Source organism: Sphingobium algorifonticola, assembly GCF_004005485.1.
In the GTDB taxonomy this organism is placed as follows: domain Bacteria; phylum Pseudomonadota; class Alphaproteobacteria; order Sphingomonadales; family Sphingomonadaceae; genus Sphingobium; species Sphingobium algorifonticola.
The window spans coordinates 245,737-270,680 of record NZ_RZUL01000002.1; the positions used below are offsets into that span (position 1 = coordinate 245,737).

General features: G+C 65.1%; 26 protein-coding genes. 18 read left to right on the top strand and 8 right to left on the bottom strand.

The window, feature by feature from the left end; genetic code table 11:
• Positions 1-31 precede the first annotated feature (31 nt).
• A complete protein-coding gene (locus ENE74_RS06260; RefSeq protein WP_127689945.1) occupies positions 32-1,150 on the bottom strand; it encodes a DUF3667 domain-containing protein in 1,119 nt (372 codons plus the stop codon).
• 107 nt (positions 1,151-1,257) lie between these two features.
• Here ENE74_RS06260 and ENE74_RS06265 point away from each other — a divergent pair, with 107 nt between their 5' ends.
• The 16 genes from ENE74_RS06265 to ENE74_RS06340 all read left to right on the top strand — a co-directional run bounded on the left by ENE74_RS06265 (position 1,258) and on the right by ENE74_RS06340 (position 17,242).
• Positions 1,258-2,523 (top strand): glutamate-5-semialdehyde dehydrogenase, encoded by a 1,266-nt coding sequence (locus ENE74_RS06265; protein WP_127689947.1) that lies wholly within the window; start codon positions 1,258-1,260, stop codon positions 2,521-2,523.
• A gap of 78 nt (positions 2,524-2,601) precedes the next feature.
• Entirely contained in the window at positions 2,602-3,642 is a 1,041-nt protein-coding gene (locus ENE74_RS06270; RefSeq protein WP_127689949.1) for an aldo/keto reductase, read from the top strand.
• Between the two features lie 154 nt (positions 3,643-3,796).
• Complete coding sequence (gene chrA, locus ENE74_RS06275) at positions 3,797-5,104, top strand: chromate efflux transporter (RefSeq protein ID WP_127689951.1); 1,308 nt, start codon at positions 3,797-3,799, stop codon at positions 5,102-5,104.
• 36 nt (positions 5,105-5,140) lie between these two features.
• Positions 5,141-5,770, top strand: coding sequence for a nicotinate-nucleotide adenylyltransferase (locus ENE74_RS06280; protein WP_127689953.1), 630 nt, complete (start codon positions 5,141-5,143; stop codon positions 5,768-5,770).
• 10 nt (positions 5,771-5,780) lie between these two features.
• Complete coding sequence (gene rsfS, locus ENE74_RS06285; RefSeq protein WP_420902565.1) at positions 5,781-6,200, top strand: ribosome silencing factor; 420 nt, start codon at positions 5,781-5,783, stop codon at positions 6,198-6,200.
• Positions 6,201-6,329: 129 nt separating this feature from the next.
• The gene (locus ENE74_RS06290) at positions 6,330-6,752 is read left to right on the top strand and encodes a 23S rRNA (pseudouridine(1915)-N(3))-methyltransferase RlmH (RefSeq protein ID WP_127689955.1); all 423 of its coding nucleotides are present in this window, start codon (positions 6,330-6,332) and stop codon (positions 6,750-6,752) included.
• Positions 6,753-6,771: 19 nt separating this feature from the next.
• The gene (locus ENE74_RS06295) at positions 6,772-7,989 is read left to right on the top strand and encodes a murein hydrolase activator EnvC family protein (protein ID WP_241241860.1); all 1,218 of its coding nucleotides are present in this window, start codon (positions 6,772-6,774) and stop codon (positions 7,987-7,989) included.
• An 80-nt stretch (positions 7,990-8,069) separates the two neighbouring features.
• Positions 8,070-9,881, top strand: a complete 1,812-nt coding sequence (locus ENE74_RS06300; protein ID WP_127689959.1) for a DUF885 domain-containing protein — start codon at positions 8,070-8,072, stop codon at positions 9,879-9,881.
• A 120-nt stretch (positions 9,882-10,001) separates the two neighbouring features.
• Complete coding sequence (locus tag ENE74_RS06305; RefSeq protein WP_127689961.1) at positions 10,002-11,357, top strand: S41 family peptidase; 1,356 nt, start codon at positions 10,002-10,004, stop codon at positions 11,355-11,357.
• Between the two features lie 151 nt (positions 11,358-11,508).
• Positions 11,509-11,994, top strand: coding sequence for a disulfide bond formation protein B (locus tag ENE74_RS06310; protein ID WP_127689962.1), 486 nt, complete (start codon positions 11,509-11,511; stop codon positions 11,992-11,994).
• Positions 11,991-12,536, top strand: a complete 546-nt coding sequence (locus ENE74_RS06315) for a demethoxyubiquinone hydroxylase family protein (RefSeq protein WP_127689964.1) — start codon at positions 11,991-11,993, stop codon at positions 12,534-12,536. Before ENE74_RS06310 ends, ENE74_RS06315 begins: the two co-directional genes overlap by 4 nt.
• 12 nt (positions 12,537-12,548) lie before the next feature.
• A complete protein-coding gene (locus ENE74_RS06320) occupies positions 12,549-13,070 on the top strand; it encodes a hypothetical protein (RefSeq protein WP_127689966.1) in 522 nt (173 codons plus the stop codon).
• Positions 13,071-13,194: 124 nt separating this feature from the next.
• On the top strand, positions 13,195-13,545 hold the full coding sequence (locus tag ENE74_RS06325; RefSeq protein ID WP_420902576.1) for a hypothetical protein: 351 nt from the start codon (positions 13,195-13,197) through the stop codon (positions 13,543-13,545).
• Positions 13,546-13,699: 154 nt separating this feature from the next.
• Positions 13,700-14,212, top strand: a complete 513-nt coding sequence (locus tag ENE74_RS06330; protein ID WP_164847387.1) for a Csu type fimbrial protein — start codon at positions 13,700-13,702, stop codon at positions 14,210-14,212.
• 11 nt (positions 14,213-14,223) lie between these two features.
• Entirely contained in the window at positions 14,224-14,907 is a 684-nt protein-coding gene (locus ENE74_RS06335; RefSeq protein WP_127689972.1) for a fimbrial biogenesis chaperone, read from the top strand.
• Positions 14,879-17,242: a fimbria/pilus outer membrane usher protein gene (locus ENE74_RS06340; RefSeq protein ID WP_164847388.1), complete on the top strand. Its 2,364-nt coding sequence runs from the start codon at positions 14,879-14,881 to the stop codon at positions 17,240-17,242. Before ENE74_RS06335 ends, ENE74_RS06340 begins: the two co-directional genes overlap by 29 nt.
• On the opposite strand, the gene ENE74_RS06345 is transcribed toward ENE74_RS06340, so the two are convergent.
• Positions 17,239-17,556, bottom strand: a complete 318-nt coding sequence (locus ENE74_RS06345) for a FecR/PupR family sigma factor regulator (RefSeq protein ID WP_241241861.1) — start codon at positions 17,554-17,556, stop codon at positions 17,239-17,241. The two genes, ENE74_RS06340 and ENE74_RS06345, sit on opposite strands and share 4 nt — an antisense overlap.
• A complete protein-coding gene (locus ENE74_RS06350; RefSeq protein WP_127690570.1) occupies positions 17,534-18,124 on the bottom strand; it encodes a sigma-70 family RNA polymerase sigma factor in 591 nt (196 codons plus the stop codon). The genes ENE74_RS06345 and ENE74_RS06350 overlap by 23 nt, the downstream gene beginning before the upstream one ends.
• A 474-nt stretch (positions 18,125-18,598) precedes the next feature.
• Between ENE74_RS06350 and fghA the strand changes: the two genes are divergently transcribed.
• Complete coding sequence (gene fghA / locus ENE74_RS06355; RefSeq protein WP_127689977.1) at positions 18,599-19,435, top strand: S-formylglutathione hydrolase; 837 nt, start codon at positions 18,599-18,601, stop codon at positions 19,433-19,435.
• A 296-nt stretch (positions 19,436-19,731) separates the two neighbouring features.
• On the opposite strand, the gene mmsB is transcribed toward fghA, so the two are convergent.
• The 5 genes from mmsB to ENE74_RS18385 all read right to left on the bottom strand — a co-directional run bounded on the left by mmsB (position 19,732) and on the right by ENE74_RS18385 (position 24,520).
• Positions 19,732-20,610: a 3-hydroxyisobutyrate dehydrogenase gene (gene mmsB / locus ENE74_RS06360; RefSeq protein WP_127689979.1), complete on the bottom strand. Its 879-nt coding sequence runs from the start codon at positions 20,608-20,610 to the stop codon at positions 19,732-19,734.
• Positions 20,611-20,769: 159 nt separating this feature from the next.
• Positions 20,770-21,546 carry an enoyl-CoA hydratase-related protein gene (locus tag ENE74_RS06365; RefSeq protein WP_127689981.1) on the bottom strand — a complete coding sequence of 259 codons (777 nt, stop codon included), beginning with the start codon at positions 21,544-21,546 and terminating at the stop codon, positions 20,770-20,772.
• Positions 21,543-22,634 carry an enoyl-CoA hydratase/isomerase family protein gene (locus tag ENE74_RS06370; protein WP_127689983.1) on the bottom strand — a complete coding sequence of 364 codons (1,092 nt, stop codon included), beginning with the start codon at positions 22,632-22,634 and terminating at the stop codon, positions 21,543-21,545. Before ENE74_RS06370 ends, ENE74_RS06365 begins: the two co-directional genes overlap by 4 nt.
• A 220-nt stretch (positions 22,635-22,854) precedes the next feature.
• On the bottom strand, positions 22,855-23,997 hold the full coding sequence (locus ENE74_RS06375; protein ID WP_127689985.1) for an acyl-CoA dehydrogenase family protein: 1,143 nt from the start codon (positions 23,995-23,997) through the stop codon (positions 22,855-22,857).
• A gap of 28 nt (positions 23,998-24,025) precedes the next feature.
• Positions 24,026-24,520 carry a hypothetical protein gene (locus ENE74_RS18385; RefSeq protein ID WP_206517658.1) on the bottom strand — a complete coding sequence of 165 codons (495 nt, stop codon included), beginning with the start codon at positions 24,518-24,520 and terminating at the stop codon, positions 24,026-24,028.
• Between the two features lie 84 nt (positions 24,521-24,604).
• On the opposite strand from ENE74_RS18385, the gene ENE74_RS06385 reads away from it, so the two are divergent.
• Complete coding sequence (locus tag ENE74_RS06385; protein ID WP_127689987.1) at positions 24,605-24,916, top strand: GIY-YIG nuclease family protein; 312 nt, start codon at positions 24,605-24,607, stop codon at positions 24,914-24,916.
• The last annotated feature ends 28 nt before the right edge of the window (positions 24,917-24,944 follow it).

Genomic DNA, 24,944 nt, shown 5'->3' on the forward strand with positions numbered 1-24,944 from the left:
TGGACGAACAAGGTGCGGGTTTTCCGCCAGCCTAGCCGGTCAGCCCCAGCAGCACGAGCAGGACTGCGAAGATCGCGAGCACGATGAAAGTGAAGTTGAGGAGGAAGAACAGGCGCACCGCCGCGCCCGTCCGCGAAAGGGCATAAGTGCCGCGCAACTGCTTGTACATATGGATGGGCGGCAGCACGATCAGCGCGAACGTGGCCGTGCCCGATGGTACGCCGAGCACGATGACCAACGTCGTCGCCACGATCAGCAGCAGCATGAAGCTGATCGAATAAGTCGCGAAAATGGCATGGTCATACAGGTGGATGTCCCGTCGCCAGAAAAACAGCAACCACAGGAACGGGATGCTGAGCGGAATGAGCGCCCAACTATATTTATAGCCATTGGACTTGAGCTTGTAGATCAGCAGGCTCGGGTTGCTGCTGGCTTTCAGGAGTCCGTTCTTGACGGCCGTATTCAGCTGTTCATTGCCCAGCTCGACCTGGAAATTGTCGGCTTTCAGGACTTCGCCGCTGCTTTTCGTCTGGATGAGGCCGTTCATGTCTCCGGCCAGCAAAAGCTCCAGACGGCGCTTCTCGTCCGTAAGCTCGGCACGTTCCTTTGTCAGTTTTGCCTGCGTATCCTTGCTTGTCGCCGGGCTGCGTTGCAAGCGGTCGATCGTCTTCAGCCGCTCGTCGGCGACCTTGACCTCCTTCTGAAGGCCGCTTTTCATGTCGCCGGTGCTGTTCGATCCGGTGTTGAGCAAGGCGCCGCCGGTATAGGAAAAGACCGCGAAAGTCAGGAACACGCAGAAGAGAAACAGCGCCATCGGCGAGACGAAACTGGCCCGTTGCCCGTCGATGTAGCGACGCGTCAGGCGGCCGGGGCGAAAAACCAGCTCGGGCAAGGTCCGCCAGATCTTCCCCTCGAAATGGAAGACGCCATGCAATATGTCGTGGCCCAGCGACCCCAGGCTGCGATGGAGATGCGCGGCCTGCCCGCACTGCGCGCAAAAGGTCCCGGTAAGTGCCGCGCCGCAATTGGCGCAGGCCCCATGGCCCTGCGCGCTCTTGCCGTGCGCTCCGTCGCGGCTTTCCCGTTCCACAGCGCCCGCGATGACCCCGCCGGTCAGTGCGTCGCCTGCTGCCTCGATTTCCCCCGACATGGCCAAAACCTATCATGCGGCGGAGGCTTGGCAACGGCTTTATTGTTACACTACACCGCTGTTGCGAGACTTTTCCTGCGGCCCTTTTTCATGATAGGCAGCGCATCATGAACGATCTGACCCAGACTCCCGAAATGCTGATCGCCAACCTTGGCGCGCGCGCGCGCAAGGCGTCCGCGCTGCTGGCCCAGGTCAGCGACGCACAAAAGGCGCAGGCGCTGACGCTTGCCGCACAGGCCCTGCGCGATGCCGCCCCGGCGATTGCCGCAGCCAATGCGCGCGACATGGAAAATGCCGCCGCCAACGGCCTGTCGCCCGCGATGCTCGACCGGCTTCGGCTGGACGCAGGCCGCATTGCCGCCACCGCCGACGGCGTCGATCAGGTCGCAAGCCTCCCCAATCCGCTCGGCAGCATCATTGATCGCAGCGAACGGCCCAACGGGCTGGTGCTGGAACGGGTGCGCGTGCCGCTCGGCGTGATCGGCATCATTTATGAAAGCCGCCCGAATGTGACGGCCGACGCGGCTGCGCTCTGCCTGCGCGCGGGCAATGCCGTCATCCTGCGCGGCGGCAGCGAAGCGGTCGAGAGCAATCGCGCGATTCACGCCGCCATGCTTTCGGGCATCGTCGCGGCGGGCCTGCCTGCCGATGCGGTACAGATCGTGCCGACGACCGATCGCGCGGCGGTCGGCGCGCTGCTCAAGGCGGCGCAGTTCGTCGATCTCATCATTCCGCGCGGCGGCAAGAGCCTGGTCGCCCGCGTGCAGGAGGAAGCGCGCGTTCCCGTGCTCGCGCATCTTGACGGCATCAACCACAGCTATGTCGATGCCGCTGCCGATGCCGACATGGCTTGCGCGCTGGTCGTCAATGCGAAGATGCGGCGCACCGGCATCTGCGGCGCCACCGAAACCGTGCTGATCGACCGCGCCTTTCCGGCGGCGGCGCGGGTGGTCGCGGCGCTGCTCGACGCCGGATGCGCGGTGCGCGGCGATGCCGATGTGCAGGCGCTCGACAATCGGGTGACGGCGGCGCGCGAAGAGGATTGGGACACCGAATATCTCGACGCCATCGTCTCCGTCCGCATGGTCGATGGCCTGGATGACGCGCTCGATCACATCGCCGCACATGGCAGCCACCATACCGACGCGATCATCACGCAGGATGGCGAGCGCGCGGAACGCTTCCTCAATGCCGTCGATAGCGCCATCGTCATGTGGAACGCCTCCACGCAGTTTGCCGACGGTGGCGAGTTCGGCCTGGGGGCGGAGATCGGCATATCGACCGGCCGCCTGCATGCCCGCGGCCCGGTCGCGCTGGAAGGGCTGACGACCTACAAATGGCTGGTCCGCGGCATGGGACAGGCGCGCCCCTGACGGCTCCCGGGGTGTAAATGGGGCGCTGACTTCCTATCTGACAGGCAGCGTCCCCGCATCCCCCTCGGAGATTTCCCTATGCGCTACAACCGCTTTGGCCGCACTGGCCTGTTCGTGTCCGAACTGTGCCTTGGCACCATGACCTTTGGCGGTGCCGAAGGCAGCATGTGGGGCAATATCGGCCGCCTGCAACTCGATGATGCCAAGGGGATCGTGAAGGCAGCGGTCGATGCGGGCATCAACTTCATCGATACCGCCAATGTTTATGGCAATGGTGCCTCCGAACAGATTCTGGGTGAAGCGATCACCGCGCTGGGTCTCAATCGTCAGGAACTGGTCATCGCGACGAAGGCGTTCGGGCCGATGGGCGAAGGGCCCAACAGTCGGGGCAACTCGCGCTATCACATCATGGATCAGGTGAAGGCCAGCCTGAAGCGTCTGGGCACCGATCATATCGATCTGTATCAGATTCACGGCTGGGACGCTGCAACGCCGATGGAGGAGACCATCCGCGCGCTCGACGATCTCGTGCGGCAGGGGCATGTCCGCTATGTCGGCGTCAGCAACTGGCCGGCTTGGGCGGTTGCCAAGGCGCTGGGCATTTCCGAACGTCTCAATGCGGCGCGCTTTGAAAGCGTGCAGGCGTACTACAGTATCGCAGGGCGCGATCTTGAACGTGAACTCGTGCCGATGATGCAATCCGAACAGGTGGGCCTGATGGTCTGGTCGCCGCTCGCTGGTGGCCTGCTGTCCGGCAAATACAGCCGCGACGGCGCAGGCGATGGGCGGCGCGACGCGTTCGATTTTCCGCCCGTGAACAAGGACAAGGCGTTCGACGTGATCGATGCGATGCGCGTGATCGCCGATGCGCGCGGGGTCTCTGTGGCGCAGATCGCGCTCGCCTGGCTGCTGCACCGGCCGGTCGTGACCAGCGTGATCGTGGGCGCCAAGCGGGTGGAGCAGTTGACCGATAATATCGGCGCTACCACCCTTGTTCTGACGGCGGAGGAGATCGCAACGCTGGATGCCGTCAGCGCACTGACGGCGGAATATCCCGGCTGGATGCTGGAAACGCAGGGTAAATATCGCGCCGACCAGCTTCATCCCGCCCCGCGCTGAACGGTTCGCGCTTGATCCTGCACGCCTGTCGCAATATCGGTAGGGGCGCGGGGCAAAGCGACCTCCCGCATATAAGTGCGTCTCTCCTGCCGGAAGGCGCGCTCAAGCGTTGCTCTTTTCCGCCCGCTGGCCCGCGCCTTCGGGTGCAGGGAGCATGTCTATGCAACTGGTCCAGCCCAGCTTTCCCCAATTCCTGTCCGTCTTCACGCGTATCGGTTGCCTCAGCTTTGGCGGCCCCGCCGGGCAGATCGCGCTGATGCACCGTGAACTGATCGACGAGCGGCAATGGGTGGAGGAAGGCGCGTTCCTCCGCGCCCTCAATTTCTGCCATCTGCTGCCGGGGCCGGAGGCGCAGCAGCTTGCGACCTATATCGGCTGGCGGATGTTCGGCGTGCGCGGCGGTCTGGCGGCGGGTCTGCTGTTCATCGTGCCGGGCGCGCTGGTGATGCTGGCGCTGTCGCTGCTCTATGTGCAGGCGACCGGCCTGTCGGGGTTCGAGGCGGCGATGGCCGGGGTGAAGGCGGCGGTCATCGCCATCGTGCTTCAGGCGCTGCTGCGGATTGCGAAGCGCGCGCTCAAGACGCGAGCTCAGCACTGGCTGGCGGTCGCGGCCTTCGTTGCGCTCTTCCTGTTCGATTTGCCCTTTCCACTGGTCATCGCGGCCGCCGCGCTTGTCGGACTGCTGACGGGCTCTGCCGACGGGCCGCATGCCACGGCATCGCCACCGGCCGATTCGGGTCGCACGCTTCTGACCCGGTCGGTGGGTGCCGCCGTCAAGGGCGCGCTCCTCTGGGCCGCGCCGTTCCTGCTGATCTTCGCGACGCTTGGGCCGGATCACATATTGGCGGATATCGCGACTTTCTTCTCCACCCTCGCGCTGGTGACCTTCGGGGGGGCCTATGCGGTGCTGGCCTATATGGCGCAGGCGGCGGTGCAGGACATGGGCTGGCTTTCCGCCGGGCAGATGGCCGACGGGCTGGGTCTTGCCGAAACGACGCCGGGGCCGCTCATTCTGGTGACGCAGTTCGTCGGCTTTCTGGGCGCATGGAACGCGCCTGCGCCGTTCAGCCCGGTGGTCGCGGGCATCCTTGCCAGCATCGTCGTCCTATGGGTCACGTTCGTGCCCTGCTTCATCTGGATATTCGCGTTCGCGCCGTGGATCGAGCGGCTGGAACATGCGCGCCGCCTCCACGCCGCGCTGGCCGGGGTCACGGCGGCAGTGGTCGGCGTAATCGCGAACCTTGCACTCTGGTTTGCGCTGCATGTGCTGTTCACCCGCGTCACGCCCTTTGCCGCCGGTCCCATCCGAACGCAAATGCCCGACGTTACGAGTTTCGATCCCGTGGCGGCGGCACTGGCGGCGGGCGCGATCGTCCTGATGCTCCGTTTCGGGCGTGGTCCGGTGACGGTGCTGGGGTTGGCGGTCCTCGCAAGTGTGGCGTGGCATGTCATAAGCCGCTGATTGCCGACTGCCTGCCAGTCTGCCAAAGCGGATGGCATGGCCCGGATCGGCATATTGGGTGGTTCCTTCAACCCCGCGCATGGCGGGCATCGCGCGATATCGCTGTTCGCTCAGGACGCGCTTGGGCTGGACGAAGTCTGGTGGCTGGTTTCGCCGGGCAATCCGCTGAAGCCCGCGCAGGATATGGCACCATTGCCCGCGCGCCTCGCCAGCGCCCGGCGGCAGGCGCGCCGCGCGCCGATCCGCGCGACCGCGATCGAGGCGCAGCTTGGCACGCGCTATACCGTCGATACGTTGCGGGCGCTGGTGCGGCGCTATCCCAAGCATGATTTCGTCTGGCTGATGGGCGGCGACAATCTGCGCCAGTTCGGCGCGTGGAGGGACTGGCGCGGCATAGCGCGCATCATGACCATTGCCGTCATCGCCCGACCGGGCTATGCTATGAGAGCAAATGGCTCTTTGGCCATGGCATGGCTGCGGCGCTTCGTCCGGCCCGCGTGCCAGAGCAGACACTGGACGGACTGGAGACCGCCGGCGCTTGTGCTGTTGCGCTTTCGCCCTGATCCAAGATCGGCAACCCTGCTGCGGCAGGCGGACCCCCTCTGGCATCGCGAGTTTACAACCCTCCGCGTGCGCGATCCGCTCACGCGCGCATTGATTATTTGAAGGAGCAGCATTGCCCAGACCGACCCCCGCCAACGATACGGCGCCGCATCCCGCGATCCCCGATCGCCCTTATGCCGACACCGAATCCGTGGCCGCCCTGCACGCCCTTGTCATGCAGTCGCTTGACGACGACCAGGCGCAGGACATCATCTCGATCCCGCTCGAAGGCAAAAGCAGCATCGCCGATTATATGGTGATCGCCAGCGGCCGCTCGTCGCGCCAGGTCGCCACCATGGCGCAGAAGCTCGCCGAACGCGTGAAGCAGTCCACGGGACGCGGCGCGCGGCTCGAAGGATTGCCGGTCGCCGACTGGGTGCTGATCGATGCGGGTGACATCATCGTCCATCTGTTCCGCCCCGAAGTGCGCAGCTTCTACAATCTGGAACGCATGTGGGGCTTCGTGGACGCACCGGTCGCGGGCACGGCCTGATTTCCTTCGGTTCAGGCCGAGCACGACCTCATCCCCGTTCGGTTCGAGCTGTCGAGAACCAAGCGCGTCGTTCTCGACCGGCTCGAACCGAACGGAGTCAGAGGACGGCACTAACCGGGAAACTGCCTCATGCTGCTGCACATCATCGCTCGCGGCAAGATAGGCCGGTCCCCCGAAGCCGATCTGGTCGATCGCTATTTGAAGCGCGTAACGCTGCCCACGCGCATCACCGAACTGCCCGATCGCGACGGCAAGCTGCCCGCCGCAGCGCCCGGAACCGTCACGGTCATGCTGGATGAAAAGGGCCAGCCGCTTTCCTCGCTCGCCTTTGCCCGGCGGATCGAGGGATGGCGCGATGGCGGCATCCGCGAATGCCGCTTCCTGATCGGCGCGGCGGACGGCTTTGACGATGCCGCGCGGGATGGCGCGGACCTGCTGATCGCCTTCGGCGCGATGACCTGGCCGCATATGATGGCGCGGGCGATGCTGGCCGAGCAATTGTGGCGCGCCACAAGCATCCTTGCCAACCACCCCTATCATCGCGAAGGATAGCGCGATGAAACGGGGGCGGATGCGTAAGGCCTTGGGGGCGATGCTGGCACTGGCCTGCTGCATCGTCGCGGGGCAGGGCGGGGCGCAGGACGTCGTGCTGCCCGGCACCGCGGCCACCAGCCTGCGGCAGGAAAGACAGGCGCTGGAGGCGGCCCGGCGTCAGGCGGCGCAAGCCGCGGCGCGTTCGGCCCGGCTGGAGGCGCAGGCGAACGCTGCCACGCAGGAGGCTGACCGCGCCAGCCGTCGCGCCGCCGCGCTTGCCGCGCGCATCCAGCAATCCGAAGCCGATATTCAGGCTGCGCAACTGCGCGTTGCCGTCATCGCCCGGCTGCAACGCGTGCAGGCCCGGCGTCTTGCGGCACGGCAGCAGCCGATCGTGCGCCTGACGGCCGCCTTGCAGATGCTGGCGCGTCGCCCGGCCGCGCTCGCGATCGCGCAACCCGGATCGGTCAGCGATGCCGTCCATATGCGGCTGGTGCTCGACGCGGTGCTGCCTGTCATCCGCCAGCGTACCGCGGGCCTCCGCGCGGAGCTGACGCGCAGCCGCGCGCTGCGTCGCGATGCGGAGCGGGCAGCGAAGGCGCTGGAGGACAGCCGGACGCAGCTGGCGGTGCGGCAGGGCGATCTGCGACGGCTGGAAAGCGCCCGGCGAATGGCCTCGCGCGGCTTCCGGTCGAGTGCCGCGCTGGAGGCGGACCGCGCCATCGCGCTGGGGGAGCAGGCGCGCGACATCGTCGATCTCATGGACCGGCTGGAGGAGGCAGGCGTCGTGCGCGCGCGGCTGGCGCAACTGCCCGGTCCTGTGCCCCGCCCTGTTCAGCCGATGCGGGCCGGTACGCCCCGCGCCGATACCCCTCCGGCGCAGGCCCGCCTGCCCGCCTATCGCCTGCCGGTCGTGGGGCAACTCGTCACCGGCTTTGGCGAACTGGCGCCCAGCGGATTGCGCGCGCGAGGCCTGACGCTTGCGACGCAGCCAGGCGCGCAGGTGGTCGCCCCGACATCGGGCCGCATCGCCTTTGCCGATTATTATCGCGGCTTCGGGCAGATTCTCATCATTGATCATGGCCAGGGCTGGACGACGCTCATCACCAGCCTTCACCGGCTGTCGGTCGCGGTCGGCGACAGCGTAAGGGCGGGAACGCCTGTGGGGGTCGCGGCACCATCCGCCGCATCCGTCACTGTAGAGCTGCGCCGCAATGGCCAGCCGGTGGATATCGTCCCGCTGCTGCGCGGCTGATCGGCGCAATCGTAAATGCCTGCTGGACGTCCGTAAAACAGCGGCTAAGCTAAACGCATCAATATATTGGAGAAGTTTCCATGGATCGTCGTGCCTTCCTGCTGACCAGTGGCGCAGCCGCGCTAGCCGCCGGTGTAGAGCCGGTGTTTGCCCAGGCTGCCGCAAACGCCGATGCGGCGCTCAACACGGCCTTCGACGCGATATTCGACCGCTATCTCGACAATGCGCCGACGCTCGTCACGTCGCTGGGTCTCGACAAGGGCGCGCGGGCGGCCGCGAAAAGCCAGCTGGGTGACAACAGCGCGGAAGGGCGCCAGAAGGATCTGGCGCTGACCCGCGCGGCGCTGGCGCAGCTCGAACCGTTCAAGACCCGGCCTTTGTCGGAAGCGGGCGCGCTCAATCTCGAAGTGGTGCTCTACACGCTGGCGCAGGATGTCGTAGCGCCCGAACAGTTCGGCCTGTCCTCGGTCATCCGCCCTTATCGCATTTTCCAGCAGGGCGGCACTTACTTCAGCACGCCCGATTTTCTGAATACGGCGCACAGTATTGCCAATGCGGCGGATTGCGAAGCCTATCTGGCGCGGATGGATGCCTTCGCGACCAATCTCGACAATGACACACAGGTTCAGAAGGCGGAGGCGGCGCGTGGCTATCTTGCGCCTGCCTGGTCGCTCGACCTGACCCTTGGCCAGCTTGCCAAGCTGCGGGAGGCGGGGGCGGCCGACAATGTGCTCGTCCAGTCGCTCGTCAAGCGCGCGGCAACGGCCGGTGTCGCAGGCGACTGGCAGACGCGCGCCGTCAAGATTCTGGAAGGCCGCATCCATCCGGCGCTCGACCGGCAGATTGCGCTGATCGGGCAATTGCGGCCGACGACCGCGGCCGGCGACGGGGTGTGGCGCGTGCCGCGCGGTGCCGATATCTATGCCGCCGCGCTCAACCAGTCGACCACCACCGATTTCACGCCCGACGAAGTGCATCGGATGGGGCTGGAGCAGGTCGCCGACCTTTCGGCGCAGCTCGACGCCATTCTGAAGGGGCAGGGCATGACGAAGGGTTCGGTCGGCGCGCGGCTGGCGCAGCTCAACGTCGATCCGGCGCAGCTTTATCCCGATACCGCGGCCGGACGCGAAGCACTGATCGCCGATCTCAACATCAGCTACAACGCGCTGAAGGCCAAATTGTCGCAGGCGTTCGCCACGGTGCCCGATGTGCCGCTGGAAATCCGCGCGGTGCCGGTGGAGATTCAGGACGGCGCGTCCAACGGCTATTATCGCCGCGCGCCGCTCGACCAGTCGCGCCCCGCGCTCTATTTCATCAATTTGAAGGATGTCGGCGACTGGCCGAAATATACGCTGCCCTCGCTCACCTATCACGAAGGCGCGCCGGGCCATCATCTCCAGAACAGCATAGAGGCGTTCGCGGGCAAGCTGCCCCGCTTGCGCTCGCGCGGCGGCTTCAGCGCCTATGGCGAAGGCTGGGCGCTCTATGCCGAACAGGTCGCCGAAACGCTGGGCGGCTATGCGACGCCGCTGGAGCGCGCGGGCTATCTGCAATCCTTCCTGTTCCGTGCCGCGCGGCTGGTGATCGATACCGGCATTCACGACAAGCAGTGGAGCCGCGAAAAGGCGACGGCCTATATGGTGGAAACCACCGGCTTCGCACAGCCGCGTTCGCTGCGCGAAGTGGAGCGATATTGCACCCAGCCGGGGCAGGCGACGAGTTACAAGGTCGGCCATGCCGCATGGCTGCGCGCACGGGACAAGGCGCAGAAGGCGCTGGGCGAACGCTTTGACGTCAAGCAGTTCCACGAGGTGCTGAAGGAAGGACGCATGCCGCTTTCCATCCTGGAGCGGCGGATAGAGGCATGGACGCGCAAAGTGCTGGCGGGCTAGGCTGTTCGCGGCTTCTCGGCCGCTCGTCGATGGGATGCGACGTCTGTCGAGCCCGCCTTTGCGCCTTTGGACGATTGCGCCTATATTGACAGTGGAAATCCAGCAGGACTCACGCACCTCATGACATCGACCTTCCTCAAAAGCGCCGCCGCCCTCAGCGCGCTTGCGCTCATTCCCGCCGCCACCGCCGCATTGGCAGAAGCGGAAGGCAATAGTTACAAGGCGCTCGACGAGTTCATGGACGTGTTCCAGAAGGTGCGCAGCGACTATGTGGAAAAGGTCGAGGACGACAAGCTGATAAAGGGCGCGATCGAAGGCATGCTCGCCAGCCTCGATCCGCACAGCAGCTTCCTGGACGCGCGCGATTTCGCCAATCTGCGCACCCAGACGGAAGGCAATTACGGTGGTCTTGGCCTGTCCGTGACGCTGGAGGACGGCGCGGTCAAGGTGATCGCGCCGACCGAGGATACCCCGGCGTTCCGGGCGGGCATCAAGGCGGGCGACTATATCACGCATCTCGACGGCCAGCTCATCTATGGCGGCACGCTGGACGAGGCGGTCGAAAAGATGCGCGGTGCGCCCGGCACGTCGATCAAGCTCACCATCGTGCGCCCCGGTCGCGACAAGCCGATCGACGTGGCCCTGACGCGCGAAATCATCGAGCTGAAGCCGGTGAAGTGGGAAGTGAAAGACAATATCGGCATCATCAACATCGTCAGCTTCTCCGCCAACACCGGCGCGGACGTGCGCTCGGCGATCCGCAGCATCGACAAGGCGCTGGGCCACAAGCCGACGGGCTATGTGCTCGACCTGCGCTCCAACCCCGGCGGCTTGCTGGACGAGGCCGTCTCGGTCAGCGACGTGTTCCTGGAGCGTGGCGAGATCGTTTCGCAGCGGGGCCGCGCGAAAGGCGACGTCGAACGCTATTATGCGAAGCCCGGTGACGATGCGAAGGGCCTGCCCGTCATCGTGCTGGTGGACAGCGGTTCCGCCTCCGCTTCGGAAATCGTCGCGGGCGCACTGCAGGATCAGCATCGCGGCCTGGTGATGGGCGAACGTAGCTTCGGCAAGGGCAGCGTGCAGACGCTCCTGCCGCTGAGCAGCACCACGGCGCTGCGGCTGACGACGGCGCGCTATTACACGCCGTCGGGCCGCTCGGTGCAGGAAGGCGGCATCGAGCCGGATATTCGCGTGCCGCAGCTGTCCGACGCCGATTACAAGGCCCGCCCCAAGTTCCGCGAAAGTGACCTGCGCCGCCATCTCATCAACGAAATGAAGATCGACGACAAGACGCTGGAAGAAGACACCAAGGATGATCCGCGTTTCGCGATGACGGCCGAGGAGCTGAAGAAGAAGGGCATCGACGACTTTCAGCTCTATTATGCGATGCAGACCATCGGCCGGGTCGGCGGTGCGAAGCCGCCGGTCATGGCCCGCGCTACCCCGGCGGCACCCCGCAAACCTGCCACCCGCTGAGGATGATAACGGCTTTGTCCGTCATCCTGACGAAAGTCAGGATCCATTGGCGCTATGTCCGTGGCCGATTGCGCCTGTTGCGCGAAGGGATGCTGGATCACGTTCAGCATGACGCATATGGCGAAACGTTTTTTGCGGGGAGCCGGCTGGCATGACGCCCCTCTCCACCGCCCGCCTCATCGCCATCCTCGCGCCGTCCGCACTGCTCGGCGGTGCGCTCGTCTCGCAATATGTCGGCGGACTGCATCCGTGCGAGATGTGTCTGTGGCAACGCTGGCCGCATCTTGCCGCGATTGTGCTGGCGCTGCTGGCGATCATCCTGCGGGGTCGCGCCGCGACCAGCGCGACGCTGACGGCGCTGGCGGCCCTTGCCATCGCGATCAGTGGCGCGATCGGCGCGTTCCACGCAGGCGTCGAATATGGCTGGTGGGAAGGGCTGACCGCCTGTTCCACCATGCCGATGGGGAATAGTGCCGCCGACATATTGGATACGATCATGGCCGCACCGCTGACGCGCTGCGATGTCGCCCCATGGTCCCTGTTCGGCATTTCACTGGCAGGCTATAATGCGCTCTTGTCTCTGGCCGCCGCCGTCGCCACCTTGGGGATGCTGAGCAAGGCACGGAGGCGCGCATGACTGTCGCGAAGGACTATCCCCGGCCGGGTCACCGGCCCGATACTGCCGCGATGCTGCGCGTCGATCAGGCGGGGGAATATGGCGCGACGCGCATTTACGCGGGGCAGCTTGCCGTCATGGGTGACCGCCATCCGCTTGGCCGCGTGATTGCCGGCATGGCGGCGCAGGAGGAGCGGCATCGGCGCACTTTCGACCGGATGATTGTCGAACGCGGTGTGCGGCCCACGGTCCTCCAGCCGTTCTGGAACGTCGCGGGTTATGCGCTGGGTGCAGTCACGGCGGCGCTGGGGCCGGAAGCGGCGATGGCCTGTACGGCCGCGATCGAGACGGAGATCGACCGTCATTATGCGGCGCAACGCGTCGCATTGGGGGAAAGCGATCCGGAACTATCGGGCGCCATCGCGGATTTTCAGGCCGAAGAAGTCGAGCATCGCGACGCTGCGGTGGCGCATGGTGCGGAAAAGGCCGTCGCCTATCCGCTGCTGGCGGGCGCAATACGGCTGGGATGTCGGGCCGCGATCCGGCTGTCGGCGCGGATTTAAGGGATGATTGCCATGACACGCCTGCCCATGATCGCCTTGTCGCTATTCGTCTGCGCTGCGCCGGCGCTGGCGCAGACCGCGCCCACCGCGCTGACCGGACCGGACAATGAAAAGGTCAATCTCGTCATCGTCTATGGCGATGATCCCTGCCCGCAGGCGACCGGTGAGGAGCTGGTAGTCTGCGGCCGCAAGGAGGAAAAGGACCGCTATCGCATTCCCGAGCCGCTGCGGGGTGACCCCAATGCCCCCGCCAATCAGGCATGGGGCGAACAATATCGGTCGCTGGAATATGTCGGCCGGTCGGGCATCGACAGTTGCACCCCTTCGGGCATTGGCGGGTTCACCGGCTGTTTCCAGAAGCTGGCCCGCGCGGCGAAGGAAGAGAAGCGACAGGCCGACAATGCAAGCTGGGCCGATCTCGTCGCCGCCGAACGCGCCCGACGCCTTTCGACCATCGATGCGGATTCCGAAGCGATCGAGGCCCGCGTGAAGGCGGAGGAAGCCGCCCGTGCCGCCGCCGCGCCGCCCAACTGAGGCAATCCGCGATCATCGCCGCATTTCCGGCCATCGGCCACCGCCATACAGCCGCCGTTCAGCCGCATAAGCGGATGTCTGTGACATGATGAAAACAGCGGTCGCCTTGCTCCTGCTCAGTTCCATGCCGATAGGGGCAACGGCGGTCTTTGCGCAGCCGCCGGAGCGAATCACCAATCTCGTGGTGTACGGCGAAGAGACCTGCCCCGTGGCAGAGGGCGACGAAATTGTTGTTTGCGCGCGCAAGCCCGAATCCGAACGCTATCGCATTCCCAAGACATTGCGGGAAAAGCCCGCAGTGTCCGGTGGCCCCGGCTGGGGCAGCCAGGTTGCCAATATGGAAGCGGTTAGTCGGCAGAATCTGCCCAACAGTTGCTCTGCCAATGGCAGCAACGGCTTTACCGGCTGCACCGCCGCCATGCTGCGGCAATGGTTCGCCGAGCGCAGGATGCAAGAATCCGCGGGAATCCCCTGATCCGGCGGTCGGTGCCCCGAGTCCGATCGATCCACTCCGCTTCCTATTCGCCGCCATTCGATCCATCGTGGAGCAACCATCGGGCTTTGGTTAAGAGCCGCAGCCTAGCCTTGTCCCACAGGCGCCCGAATGGGGCGCAATGATGGAGATGAGGATGCGTAACGCTTCGTTAGCCTATCGCGCGGTCCCGATCGGACTGGGAATCGCCGCCACTTTTTGCCTGCCGCAGGCAGCCCATGCGGCCAGCACGAGCGGCCTGATGCCCGTCAGCGCGCTGTCGCTGGCGGCCTGTGTCGTCGTGCCGACGCCGATGGTCTTTGGAACATTGTCGCAGCTTGACGGCAATCCCAATGACTCATCGGCGCTGGTGACCGTCACCTGCACGCCCGGCACGACGTTCGACGTCGGGATGAACGATGGTCTCTACGCCAGCGGCGGCGTCCGCCGGATGAAGGCGCTGCTGACGGCCGATTATGTCGAATACCGGCTGTATTCCGATGCGGCGCGCAGCGTGCCGTGGGGTAATGTGATCGGCACCAATACGGTGTCGGGCACCGCCGGGCTGCTGCCTTCGGTCATGACCGTCTATGGCCGGGTGCCCGGCAGCGCCCCGCTCGCGCCGCTCGGCAGCTATGCCGATACGGTGACGGTCACGGTCACGTTCTGAGGGCATGTGACGTGTCCCGCGTCCTGTCCCCTATGGTCTGCGGCTGCGCGCTGACGCTGGGCCTGGCGCATCCGGCGCGCGTCGGCGCGCAGGGGCTGGCGGTGACGCCGACATTGATCGAGATTCCCGCTGGCCGGTCGAGCGCCGCCATCGAAGTGCGCAACCGAGAAGCCAACGCCGTCGCGGTGCAGTTATCCGCATTCTCCTGGAGCCAGCCGGGCGGCCTGGATGTGCTGATGGACGATCCGCAGCTTCTGGTCAGCCCTGCGATCGCCACCATTGCGCCCGGCGGTGTGCAGACGTTCCGCATCATCGTCCCGCGTGGTGCGCGCCCGATCGAACGGAGCTGGCGCATCATTCTTGACCAATTGCCGCGCCCCCAGCCCGTGTCGCCGCCGCTGTCCGTGCGCCTGCGTCTGTCGATCCCGATCTTCGCCGCGCCCGATGGTAAGGCCGCGCCCGACATTCGCTGGCACACGGCGGACGGCGTGATGATAGCGCGCAACACGGGCAATCGTCGCATCCGCTTCGGCGCGCTTGCGATCGATGGCGTACCGCTGGCGGCGGGATCCTCGCCCTATCTGCTGCCGGGGGCTGAGCGCCACTGGATGGTCGGCCCGCGCCGTCCGGTCCGGCTTGCGGCCCAGACCGACAGCGGAGCGATCCATGCGATGCTCGCGCCTTCCGCGCCCTAATCGACCGCGGTCTGGCTTTGCCGGGCTGCTCGCCTGCGCGCTGCTCGTCCCCGGCGCGGCACGGGCACAGAACGAAGGCGCAGGGCTGCGCGCGCTGCTGCTGCGCGTGAACGATGTCGAGGCCGTCGAGCCGGTGCGTGTAACGGTGGACGGTGCGGCGATATGGGCCGATGCCGATGCGTTGCGGCAGGCAGGCGTCACCGTTTCCGCCGGACGCAAAGGCCCGGTCGATCTGGCGACGCTGCCCGATACCACAGCCGTGATCGACGATGCCTCGCAGCGCCTCGACATTCGGCAAAGGCGCAGCAATCGCCTGTCCCTGACCAGGTCAGTGCATGCCGAGGCGATGGCCCTGCAGCCGTTGTCCCCCGCTCGCGCGGCGATCGCTTTGTCCTATGATCTGACGGCGGTGGTCGGCGCGGATGATCGCCCAACCTTGTCGGGCTATGTCGAAACGCGAATGTTCGCAGGCGGCGCACAGCTTGCCTACGGCCTGCTGCTTGCGCCGGGCCGGACCGGCGGCACCCGCCCGATCCGGCTCGACAGCGCGCTGGTCCTCACCGATCCGGCGCGGCTGTTTCGCGCCACCGTCGGCGATTTCATCGGCACCGGGCTGCGCTGGTCGCGATCGGTGCGGGTGGCAGGCATCCAGATAGGGAACGACTTCGCGCTGCGGCCCGATCTCGTCACTTATCCGCTGCCCAGCATCGCAGGCGATGTCGCGGTCGCCTCGACGATCGATGTCATCGCGCAGGGCGGCCGCAGCGTGGCGCAGGCGCAGGTCGAACCGGGCGATTATCTGCTGTCGGGCATTCCGGTGCCGACCGGCCATGGCACCTTGGGGATCGTCGTGCGCGACGCCTCCGGGCGGCAGAGCCTGCGCACCATCGATCTTTATGGCGCGCCACAACTGCTGGCGCCCGGCCTCATGGAAATCGGCGGCGACATGGGGGCGGTCCGGGCTGGCTACGGCCGGCGCGATGCGGATTATCGGGGCTTTGCCGCCAGCGTGACGGTGCGCCGCGGCATCACGCCGTGGCTGACGGTGGAGGGGCATGGCGAAACGACCGAAGCCTTGCGGCTGGGCGGAGTGGGCGCGATCACAGCGCTGGGCAGCTTCGGCGTCCTGTCGCTCGATGCGGCTGTCAGTCAGGTGAAAGGGGCGGCAGCGGAGGGGACGGGTGCGGGCGGCCACCAGATCGGCATCGCCTTCGAACGCGTCGCGCGGCCGTTCAGCTTCTCGCTGGCGGCGCGCCATGTCTCAAGAGGGCATCGCGATACCGCCAGCGTCAATGGCGACGCGCCGCCGCGCAGCACCCTGTCGGCGCAGGTGGGCATGGATATGGGACCGCTCGGCAGCGCCAGCATCGGCTATACGCGTCTTGCGTCCGTCACCAACGGCAGCTTCAGGCTCGATCGGCTGTCGCTGCTGACGGCCAGCTACTCGGTCCATCTGGGCGAGGGTATCAACCTGTTCGCGGCGGGCTTGGGCGACTTCGGGCGTACAGAGGCGCACAGCCTGTCGCTGGCTGTGACCATGGCGCTCGGCGGCGCGCGGATGCTGACTGCGGGCTATGACATGCGCGCGGGGATGGACAGCGCGATTGCCGACTATCGCAACCCCGCGCTGTTCGTCGGCGATCTCGGCTATCGGCTGGCGATGGCGCGCGGCGCTGCGGCGCGGCTGCTGGCGGAAGTGGACTATCGCGCCATGCCCGCGCGCCTGTCGCTGGGGGTGGACCGCATCGCCGGGCGGACAAGCGCCCGGCTTGCCGCGCGGGGCGCGCTTCTGCTGATCGACGACGGCATATTCTTCGCCGATTCGCTGGCGGGAGGCTTTGCGATCGTGAGCGCCGGGGCACCCGACGTCACCATATTGCAGGATCATCGTCCGGTCGGTCGCACGGGGCGCGACGGCCGCGCGCTCGTCACCAATCTGCGGCTCTATCAGGATAATCTGCTGGCGATCGACCCGCTCGACCTGCCGCCCGACGCCCGCGCCGGGGCGACACGCATGATCGTGCGGCCGGGCGAGCGGGGGCCGGTTATGGCGCGCTTTGCGGTTGACCGGCGGGCAGCGGCCAGCGCCTACCTTATCGATGCGGCCGGGGTGCCCGTGAGCGCAGGCAGCACGGCGCAGCTGAATGGGGGAGAGGAGATGCCAGTGGGCTATGGCGGGCTGGTTTGGCTAGACGGGCTGCTGGCGGAGAATGACATCCGCGTGACGGACACTGCCGGGGGAAACTGCGTCGCCACCGTGCATCTGACGGCGCAGCAGATGGCGGACTTCGCGCAGGCACCCCGCCTCGGCAACCTTCAATGCCTGCCGCTTTAGGGTAATTTGCTGCTCTGGCAGCGCGCGGACGCGAGGGCGATGTCGGTCTGCGATGGCGCGGCGGAGCTTGCGAGGAGCAGCGATGCAGCGGCGACGCCGCCCAGCATGAAGCTGCGCACATGGTGCCGCCGATAGGAAGGGGCCGCAGCGCCATCATCGACGGACAGTCTTGATGTATTTGCCAGGCTGCCTGCCTGCTCCCAGGCGCACTCCGCCCGGGCGAAGGCGACGGCATGGCGGGGATCGGCGGCGATCCAGTCATGAATGCGCGCCTCTTCGGCGCTGTCGGGATCAGACAGCAGCCGAACGAGCAACTGCGCGGCTGTTTCCTCGATCTGCGCCTGCTCTGGTCGATGCACGTTCCAGACTCGTCTCTTCTTGTTGTGACCAGGCGCGCATAACGATCGCGATGGCTTTGGCCAGATGTTTTTCAACAGTAGAAACGGACAGCCCCATTTCCTCCGCTATCTCGCCCATCGATTTTTCATGAACACGGCGCAGGATGAAGACGCGGCGGCATTGTGCGGGCAGGGCGGCGACGATCGCTTCCACCTGACGGAGGGCATCGCGGGCGTGCAACTGGCCCTCTAGTCCCATGTCCGATTGCAGCATTTCGAGGTCGGCGATCGTCTCGAAGCTGACGATCTTGTTCCGGCGCGCATTATCGATCACCAGATTGCGCGCGATCGTGAACAGATAGGCGCGCCCCGCTGTCACCAGTTCCCATCGTTCGGTGGCATAGGCCCGCGCCAGCACTTCGGCGACGGTATCCTCAAGTTCCTGCGTCGGGGGCAATATGCGCCGCAGCCGATTGCGCAGAGCCGCCTCATGCGGCAGCAGCACCGTTTTGAACCATTCCAGTTTCGCGCGTACCCGATCCACACCAGCCCCCTGTGTGTTGCCTTCGATAATTCGAGCCTCTCCGGGATTTTTTCGTTGGGTTGATTGAACCATGGAACGCCGGGACTGTCCAATATCGCTGCGCCGGTTTTCGGGTACAAACGCCCCCTTGACGAATGAAATTATCGGGTTGCCGGATTCTGGCCGGAAGATTCTTGTCGTCATTGACGATTCTTTAGGGAATCTTTGCGTGAGAGGGCGATGCCTGCCGCTGCCGCGGGAAGAACCGGATTTTTCTCGCAAACGCAAAAAACTGCCTGTTCGCAGGAAAAAATCGTCGAACGCTCGGCCAAGGAAACGATCGGCAAGTCCATTGTCCGCCATGTTTGCGATTCGTTCCCTGAGTGGTTTTTGTGGCGATGCCTATGCGCTTTCGCCTCGACAAGCGGGGTCGCGCACGGCACCTGTCGCCGGACCGCGCCGCCGGTGCGGATCATGGTGACTACAGGATGTCGGATGATCGAAACCCTTTCCACCAACCGGGCCTTTGGCGGCACCCAGGGCGTCTATCGCCACGCGAGCGCGCAAACGGGTACGCCGATGACATTTTCGGTGTTCGTGCCCGATCATGCGCCCGGTGCGACGCTGCCCGTCGTCTGGTATCTCTCCGGTCTCACCTGCACCCACGCCAATGTGACGGAAAAGGGCGAGTTCCGCCGGGCGTGCAGCGATCTGGGCCTGATGTTCGTGGCGCCGGATACATCGCCGCGCGGGAGCGACGTGCCGGACGACGAGGCCTATGATTTCGGCCAGGGTGCCGGTTTCTATGTCGATGCGACGCAGGCACCCTGGGCCACCCATTTCCGCATGCGCAGCTATATCGAGCAGGAGCTGCCCGCAATCATCGCGGCGCAGTTTCCCGCCGACATGGCACGGCAGGGGATCATGGGGCATTCGATGGGCGGCCATGGTGCGCTCACGATCGCGCTGCGCAATCCAGGACGTTTCGCGGCCGTCTCTGCCTTTGCGCCGATCGTCTCGCCGCTCCATTGCCCTTGGGGGGACAAGGCGCTGACCGGCTATATCGGCGCGGACAAGACGGCCTGGCGTGCATATGATGCCTGTGCATTAATTGCCGATGGTGCGCGGGTGCCGGACATTCTCGTCGATCAGGGCGGGGCGGACAATTTCCTCACTGACCAGCTCAAGCCCCATCTGCTGGTCGAAGCCTGCGACGCGGCGGGCATCCCCCTCACGCTCACTATGCGCGAGGGCCATGACCACAGCTATTATTTCATCTCGACCTTCATGGAAGGTCATCTGCGCTGGCATGCGGAACGGCTGCGGGCGTAGAAATCGTCCTGCAAAGGTAACAAAGGTAACGGGAAACGCGCATTTCGCACGCAGAACATGGCTTTTTGCGTGGTGCGAAAACGGGTTGAAACGCGGATGGAGGACGGTGATGGCCATGGCGGCAAGATGCCATGGCGGACCAATGTAGGACAGTACAGCCGGTCCAAAGCCGTCATCCTGACGAAAGTCAGGATCCATTGGTGCTATGTCCGGGCCGTTATGGCAACCGAGCTGCTAATGGATGCTGACTTTCGTCAGCATGACGGGGGGAGGGGCCGACTGTGGCAACCATTTCCCTATCCCAGCATCTTGATGATCGACGAGAAGTCCTTGCCGCCTTGTCCGGCATTGGCAAGCGCCTGATAAAGTGCCTCGGCGGCATTGCCCATCGGTACGCTGGCATCGACCGATTGTGCCGCCTGCGTCGCCAGCTTCAGGTCCTTCAGCATCAGCGCCACGGCAAAGCCACCCTGATAATCATTGTCCGCAGGCGTGGCGGGGCCGACGCCCGGCAGCGGGCAATAGCTCGTCATCGACCAGCTCTGCCCCGAAGAGACACTGGATATGTCGTAGAAGGTCTGCGGATCGAGGCCGAGCTTCTGCGCCATGGCAAAGGCTTCGCAGGTGGCGACCATGGTGGCGCCCAGCAGCATGTTGTTGCAGATTTTTGCCGCCTGGCCGTTGCCCGCGCCGCCCGCGTGAATCACGGCCTTCCCCATCGCCGACAATATCGGTTGCGCGCGGGCGAACGCCGCATCCGTGCCGCCGACCATGAAGGTCAGCGTGCCGCCCGCCGCCGCCGCGATGCCGCCGGAAACGGGCGCATCGACCATGGCAAAACCCTGGTCCTGCGCTGCCTCGATCACGCGCCGCGCCGTCACGACATCGATCGTCGAGCAATCGAGAAACAATGCGCCGGGCTTTGCCGCGCCGAAGACTTCGCCGGTGTAGACGGCCTCGACATGCTTGCCCGCGGGCAGCATCGTTACCACCGCGTCGGCGCCGGTCGTGGCGTCGGCGGCGCTCGATGCGCGGGTGCAGCCTGCTGCCTGCGCCTTTGATAGCGCCTCCTCGGACAGGTCGAAAGCGCGGACGGCATAGCCGTTCTTCACCAGATTGGCGGCCATCCCGCCGCCCATATTGCCTAGGCCGATGATGGCGATCGTCTGGGTCATGATGCGTCCTTTTTCCTTCTAAGGCCCCTCCCCTTCAGGGGAGGGGTTGGGGTGGGGGATGTTCCGAATGGCGGTGTTACGGTCCCCACCCCCGGCCCCTCCCCTGAAGGGGAGGGGAGATTAGTCTGTGTCTCTTCCTCAAGGGGAGAGGGAGTTTTTTTACCGCCCCTTCCACACGCCGGGGCGCTTTTCGACGAAGGCGGCCATGCCTTCGGTCTTGTCCTCGGTTGCGGTCAGGATCTGGAACAGGCGGCGTTCGGTCAGCAGGCCCTGGTTGAGGCCCGTCTCGAACGCGATGTTGACCATTTCCTTGTTCACCATCGCCGCCATCATCGGCATCGCGGCGATTGCGGCGGCCACCTTCAGCGCCTCTGCCACCAGATCGGCGGCGGGGACGATGCGCGAGACGAGGCTGGCACGCTCCGCTTCGGCGGCGTCCATCATCCGGCCGGTCAGGCACATGTCCATGGCCTTTGCCTTGCCGACGGCGCGCGTCAGCCGCTGCGATCCGCCCATGCCCGGCGCGACGCCCAGCTTGATCTCAGGCTGGCCGAACTTTGCGGTATCGGCAGCGATGATGAAATCCGCCATCATCGCCAGCTCGCAGCCGCCGCCCAGCGCGAATCCCGCGACTGCCGCGATCCAGGGCTTGCGTGTCGCGCACACTTTGGACGTCCATTCGGAAAAGAAATCGTCCAGGAAAAAGTCGGCGGCGGGCTTGTCCGCCATTTCCTTGATGTCCGCGCCGGCGGCGAATGCCTTTTCGCTGCCGGTCAGCACGGCGCACCGCTGCGACGGATCGGCATCATAAGCGGCGAACGCGGCGATCAGATCCTTCAGCACCTGCCCGTTCAGGGCGTTCAGCGCCTGCGGGCGGTTGAGGGTAATCAGCGTGACGGCATCATGCTGTTCGACGAGGATGGTTTCATAGCTCATGCGATTGTTGCTCCAGCATTGGGGAGGGGTGTCCATTCCTTCTCCGGCGGCAAGGGCGCGAAGAGGGCGTCGATCATGGCGTCGGTCACGTCTTGCGGCGTCGCGGGGTTCCAGCGCGGCGCATTGTCCTTGTCGAAGATCACGGCGCGCACCCCTTCGACGAAATCCGGGCGGCGGATGACATGATGACCGATGCGATATTCGTTGCGCATATTGTCCGCGAAATCGGTGCACTGCGCGCCTTCGCGAAGCTGGCGCAGCGCGACTTTCACCGTCTGCGGCGATTTGGTGGCGAGCACGGCGCGCTGCTTGTGCGCCCATGCGCCGTCGTCGGCCTCAAGCGCGGCCAGAATGTCCTCATAGCGGTCCGCCGCGAACAGCCGGTCGATGTCGGCGCGCTGCGCATCGAGTGGCGCGGGCGGGGGCACCTGATGCGCATCGTCCAGAATGGCGGGCAGGCTGGCAGGATCGGCGAGGATGCGCGCCTTCACATCGTCCAGCACCCCGCTTGCCACATAATGCGTCGCCATGCCGATCGACAGTGCGTCGGCCCCGTCGATCCGCGCGCCGGTTGCCGCCAGCCAGTAGCCGACCCGGCCCGGCAGGCGCGGCAGGAACCAGCCGCCGCCGACATCGGGGAACAGGCCGATGCCCGTTTCCGGCATCGCAAAGATCGTCCGCTCGGTCGCGACGCGATAGCGGCACGGCGCGGCAATGCCCACGCCGCCGCCCATCGTGATCCCATCCATGAACACGACAATCGGCTTGGGGTAGACGAACAGCAGATGGTTCATGCGATATTCTTGGAAGAAGAAAGCCTCGGCCTCGACGCAATCGGTCTTGGCGCTGCGGGCGATCAGCGCGATGTCGCCGCCCGCGCAGAAACCGCGTGACAATTTGGGATCGCCATCGGGTGCGGGCGCATGATCGATCATGACCGCGACGATCGCGTCGTCATCGCGCCAGGCGAGCAGCGCGGCGGTGATGGCGTCCACCATCGCGGGCGTCAGCGCATGGATCGCCTTGGGCCGGTTGAGGCGGATACGCCCGACGCCATTGTCGACGGATGAAACTATGTCAGCGGTCACGCCTGATGCTCCAACGCCAGAATAGCACGGGGTTCGCGCGGAGACGCAGAGACGCGGAGACGTTCCGGCCTGTCACATCGCCGTTCTCCTGCGCAAGCAGGAGTCCAGGGTTTCGAGGTTTGACCAAGCAACACTGGACTCCTGCTTGCGCAGGAGAACGGGAGCGTTACCGACAGATATATCTCCGCGCCTCCGCGTCTCTGCGCGAACTGAAGCATCCTCACTGCCGCACCAGCTCCCGCCCGATGATCATCCGCATCACCTGATTGGTGCCTTCCAGGATCGAATGGACGCGCAGATCGCGCCAGAAGCGTTCGACCGGATAGTCCATCAGATAGCCATAGCCGCCATGCAGTTGCAGCGCGCGGTCGACCACTGACGAACCCGTGTCCGTGGCAAGGCGCTTGGCCATCGCGGCAAAGCGCGTCTTGTCCGATGCGTTCTCCGTCACCTTGACGGCGGCGGCGTAGAGCAGGGTGCGCGCGGCCTGCAACTCGGTCTCCATGTCCGCCAGCGTGAATTGCGTGTTCTGGAAGTCCGCGATGCTCTGGCCGAACTGCTTGCGGTCCTTGGTATAGCCGATCGCCTCGTCGAGGCAGCGTTGCGCGCCACCCAAGGAGCAGGCGCCGATGTTGAGACGCCCGCCGTCCAGACCCATCATCGCGATGCGGAAGCCTTCGCCTTCGTCGCCGATGCGGTTCTCGACCGGCACGCGCACGCCATCGAAATTGACCTGTGCGGTCGGCTGCGAATGCCAGCCCAGTTTGCGCTCGTTCGCGCCGAAGCTCACGCCTGCCATGTCCTTTTCGATGACGAGGCAGCTTATGCCCTTGGGACCATCCTCGCCGGTGCGGACCATGACGACATACAGCTCGTTCTCACCGCCGCCGGAGATAAATTGTTTCGATCCCGTAACGATATAATGGTCGCCGTCGCGAACCGCTTTCGTCTTGAGCGCGGCAGCGTCGGAGCCGGACCCTGCCTCGGTCAAACAATAGCTCGCAAGGCGATCCATGCTGATGAGCGAGGGCAGATATTTGTCCTTCACCGCCTGCGCGCCGAAACGGTCGATCATCCATGCGGCCATGTTGTGGATGGAGATGAAGGCGCTGGTCGATGGGCAGCCATAGGCCATCGCCTCCATGATGAGTGCCGCTTCCAGCCGCCCGAGCCCGATTCCGCCTGACTCCTCGGAAACATAAATGGCGCCGAAGCCCAGTTCCGCCGCCGATTTGATGGTGTCGCGCGGGAAGATATGCTTCTCGTCCCATTCGGCGGCGTGCGGGGTGATGGCATCGGCGGTGAAACGGCGCGCCAGCTCCTGGATTTCGCGCTGGTCGTCGGTCAGGTCATATTGGCTCATGATCGGTCGGATGTCCTGTCTGGGTCATTCAGTCGCACTTGGTGTGGCGGAAGGTCGCGGCCGGGTCCTGCTCGGTGCGCACGAGCACGGTGCCCGCCTCCGCGAGCGACAGCGTCATCGTCTTGGTCCAGCTCTGCCCTTCGCCGGTAAAGGCGAACGTGGCTTTGACTTCCGTTGGCGATATCGCTTCGATCGTTTCCAGCTTGCCCATGGATTCGTAAAACTTGAGGGCATCGGGGCTGACGGTGACAAGGCCCTTGGTGTCCGATCGGCTGGTATCGCAATCATTGGGCACCATGCCCCAGCGACCCAGGAAGGCGGTCGGGATAGCGGTGATTGGCGCGCTGGCATCATCCGGTGGCGTTGCGGTGTTCGCGTCGGGCTCGCCAATGGTCTCGACACTGTTGACGGCGGCGGCGCTGTTCGCGGCATTGTCCGCCACAGGCGCGTCGGCCGGTTTCTGACATGCCGCGAGCGTCAGCGTGGCGGCGGTGGCGAGCAGCAGTGGGGTCAGGTTCCTCACAGGTTTCTCTCCAAAAGGCGCTTGTATAGATCAGTCACATCGTCATGCTGACGAAAGTCAGCATCCATTAGCCGATCCTTATCCATGACGCGCGACCCTTGTGTCTACATCCTTGCAAGCGCCCGTCACGGCACCTTGTATATCGGTGTTACGTCCAATCTGATGCAAAGGCTGCATCAGCACAGGGAAGGCCGCATCGAAGGCTTTACCAGTCAGCACAACGTCAAACGCCTCGTGCATTATGAAATGGCCGACACGATGGAAGCGGCCATCCTGCGTGAGAAGCAGGTCAAAACATGGCGTCGTGACTGGAAAATCGCGCTCATCGAAAAGGACAATCCGTTCTGGGAGGATTTGGCGGTGAGTCTGGGTTTTCCACCTTTGTCGCAGGCATAGCGGCTAATGGATCCTGACTTTCGTCAGG

What these genes read in the sequence shown, in the direction of transcription:
- ENE74_RS06260 (WP_127689945.1), bottom strand. Translation starts at nt 1,150, where the DNA reads ATGTCGGGGGAAATCGAGGCAGCAGGCGACGCACTGACCGGCGGGGTC.
- ENE74_RS06265 (WP_127689947.1), top strand. Translation starts at nt 1,258, where the DNA reads ATGAACGATCTGACCCAGACTCCCGAAATGCTGATCGCCAACCTTGGC.
- ENE74_RS06270 (WP_127689949.1), top strand. Translation starts at nt 2,602, where the DNA reads ATGCGCTACAACCGCTTTGGCCGCACTGGCCTGTTCGTGTCCGAACTG.
- chrA (WP_127689951.1), top strand. Translation starts at nt 3,797, where the DNA reads ATGTCTATGCAACTGGTCCAGCCCAGCTTTCCCCAATTCCTGTCCGTC.
- ENE74_RS06280 (WP_127689953.1), top strand. Translation starts at nt 5,141, where the DNA reads ATGGCCCGGATCGGCATATTGGGTGGTTCCTTCAACCCCGCGCATGGC.
- ENE74_RS06290 (WP_127689955.1), top strand. Translation starts at nt 6,330, where the DNA reads ATGCTGCTGCACATCATCGCTCGCGGCAAGATAGGCCGGTCCCCCGAA.
- ENE74_RS06295 (WP_241241860.1), top strand. Translation starts at nt 6,772, where the DNA reads ATGCGTAAGGCCTTGGGGGCGATGCTGGCACTGGCCTGCTGCATCGTC.
- ENE74_RS06300 (WP_127689959.1), top strand. Translation starts at nt 8,070, where the DNA reads ATGGATCGTCGTGCCTTCCTGCTGACCAGTGGCGCAGCCGCGCTAGCC.
- ENE74_RS06305 (WP_127689961.1), top strand. Translation starts at nt 10,002, where the DNA reads ATGACATCGACCTTCCTCAAAAGCGCCGCCGCCCTCAGCGCGCTTGCG.
- ENE74_RS06310 (WP_127689962.1), top strand. Translation starts at nt 11,509, where the DNA reads ATGACGCCCCTCTCCACCGCCCGCCTCATCGCCATCCTCGCGCCGTCC.
- ENE74_RS06315 (WP_127689964.1), top strand. Translation starts at nt 11,991, where the DNA reads ATGACTGTCGCGAAGGACTATCCCCGGCCGGGTCACCGGCCCGATACT.
- ENE74_RS06320 (WP_127689966.1), top strand. Translation starts at nt 12,549, where the DNA reads ATGACACGCCTGCCCATGATCGCCTTGTCGCTATTCGTCTGCGCTGCG.
- ENE74_RS06325 (WP_420902576.1), top strand. Translation starts at nt 13,195, where the DNA reads ATGCCGATAGGGGCAACGGCGGTCTTTGCGCAGCCGCCGGAGCGAATC.
- ENE74_RS06330 (WP_164847387.1), top strand. Translation starts at nt 13,700, where the DNA reads ATGCGTAACGCTTCGTTAGCCTATCGCGCGGTCCCGATCGGACTGGGA.
- ENE74_RS06340 (WP_164847388.1), top strand. Translation starts at nt 14,879, where the DNA reads ATGCGATGCTCGCGCCTTCCGCGCCCTAATCGACCGCGGTCTGGCTTT.
- fghA (WP_127689977.1), top strand. Translation starts at nt 18,599, where the DNA reads ATGATCGAAACCCTTTCCACCAACCGGGCCTTTGGCGGCACCCAGGGC.
- mmsB (WP_127689979.1), bottom strand. Translation starts at nt 20,610, where the DNA reads ATGACCCAGACGATCGCCATCATCGGCCTAGGCAATATGGGCGGCGGG.
- ENE74_RS06365 (WP_127689981.1), bottom strand. Translation starts at nt 21,546, where the DNA reads ATGAGCTATGAAACCATCCTCGTCGAACAGCATGATGCCGTCACGCTG.
- ENE74_RS06375 (WP_127689985.1), bottom strand. Translation starts at nt 23,997, where the DNA reads ATGAGCCAATATGACCTGACCGACGACCAGCGCGAAATCCAGGAGCTG.
- ENE74_RS06385 (WP_127689987.1), top strand. Translation starts at nt 24,605, where the DNA reads ATGACGCGCGACCCTTGTGTCTACATCCTTGCAAGCGCCCGTCACGGC.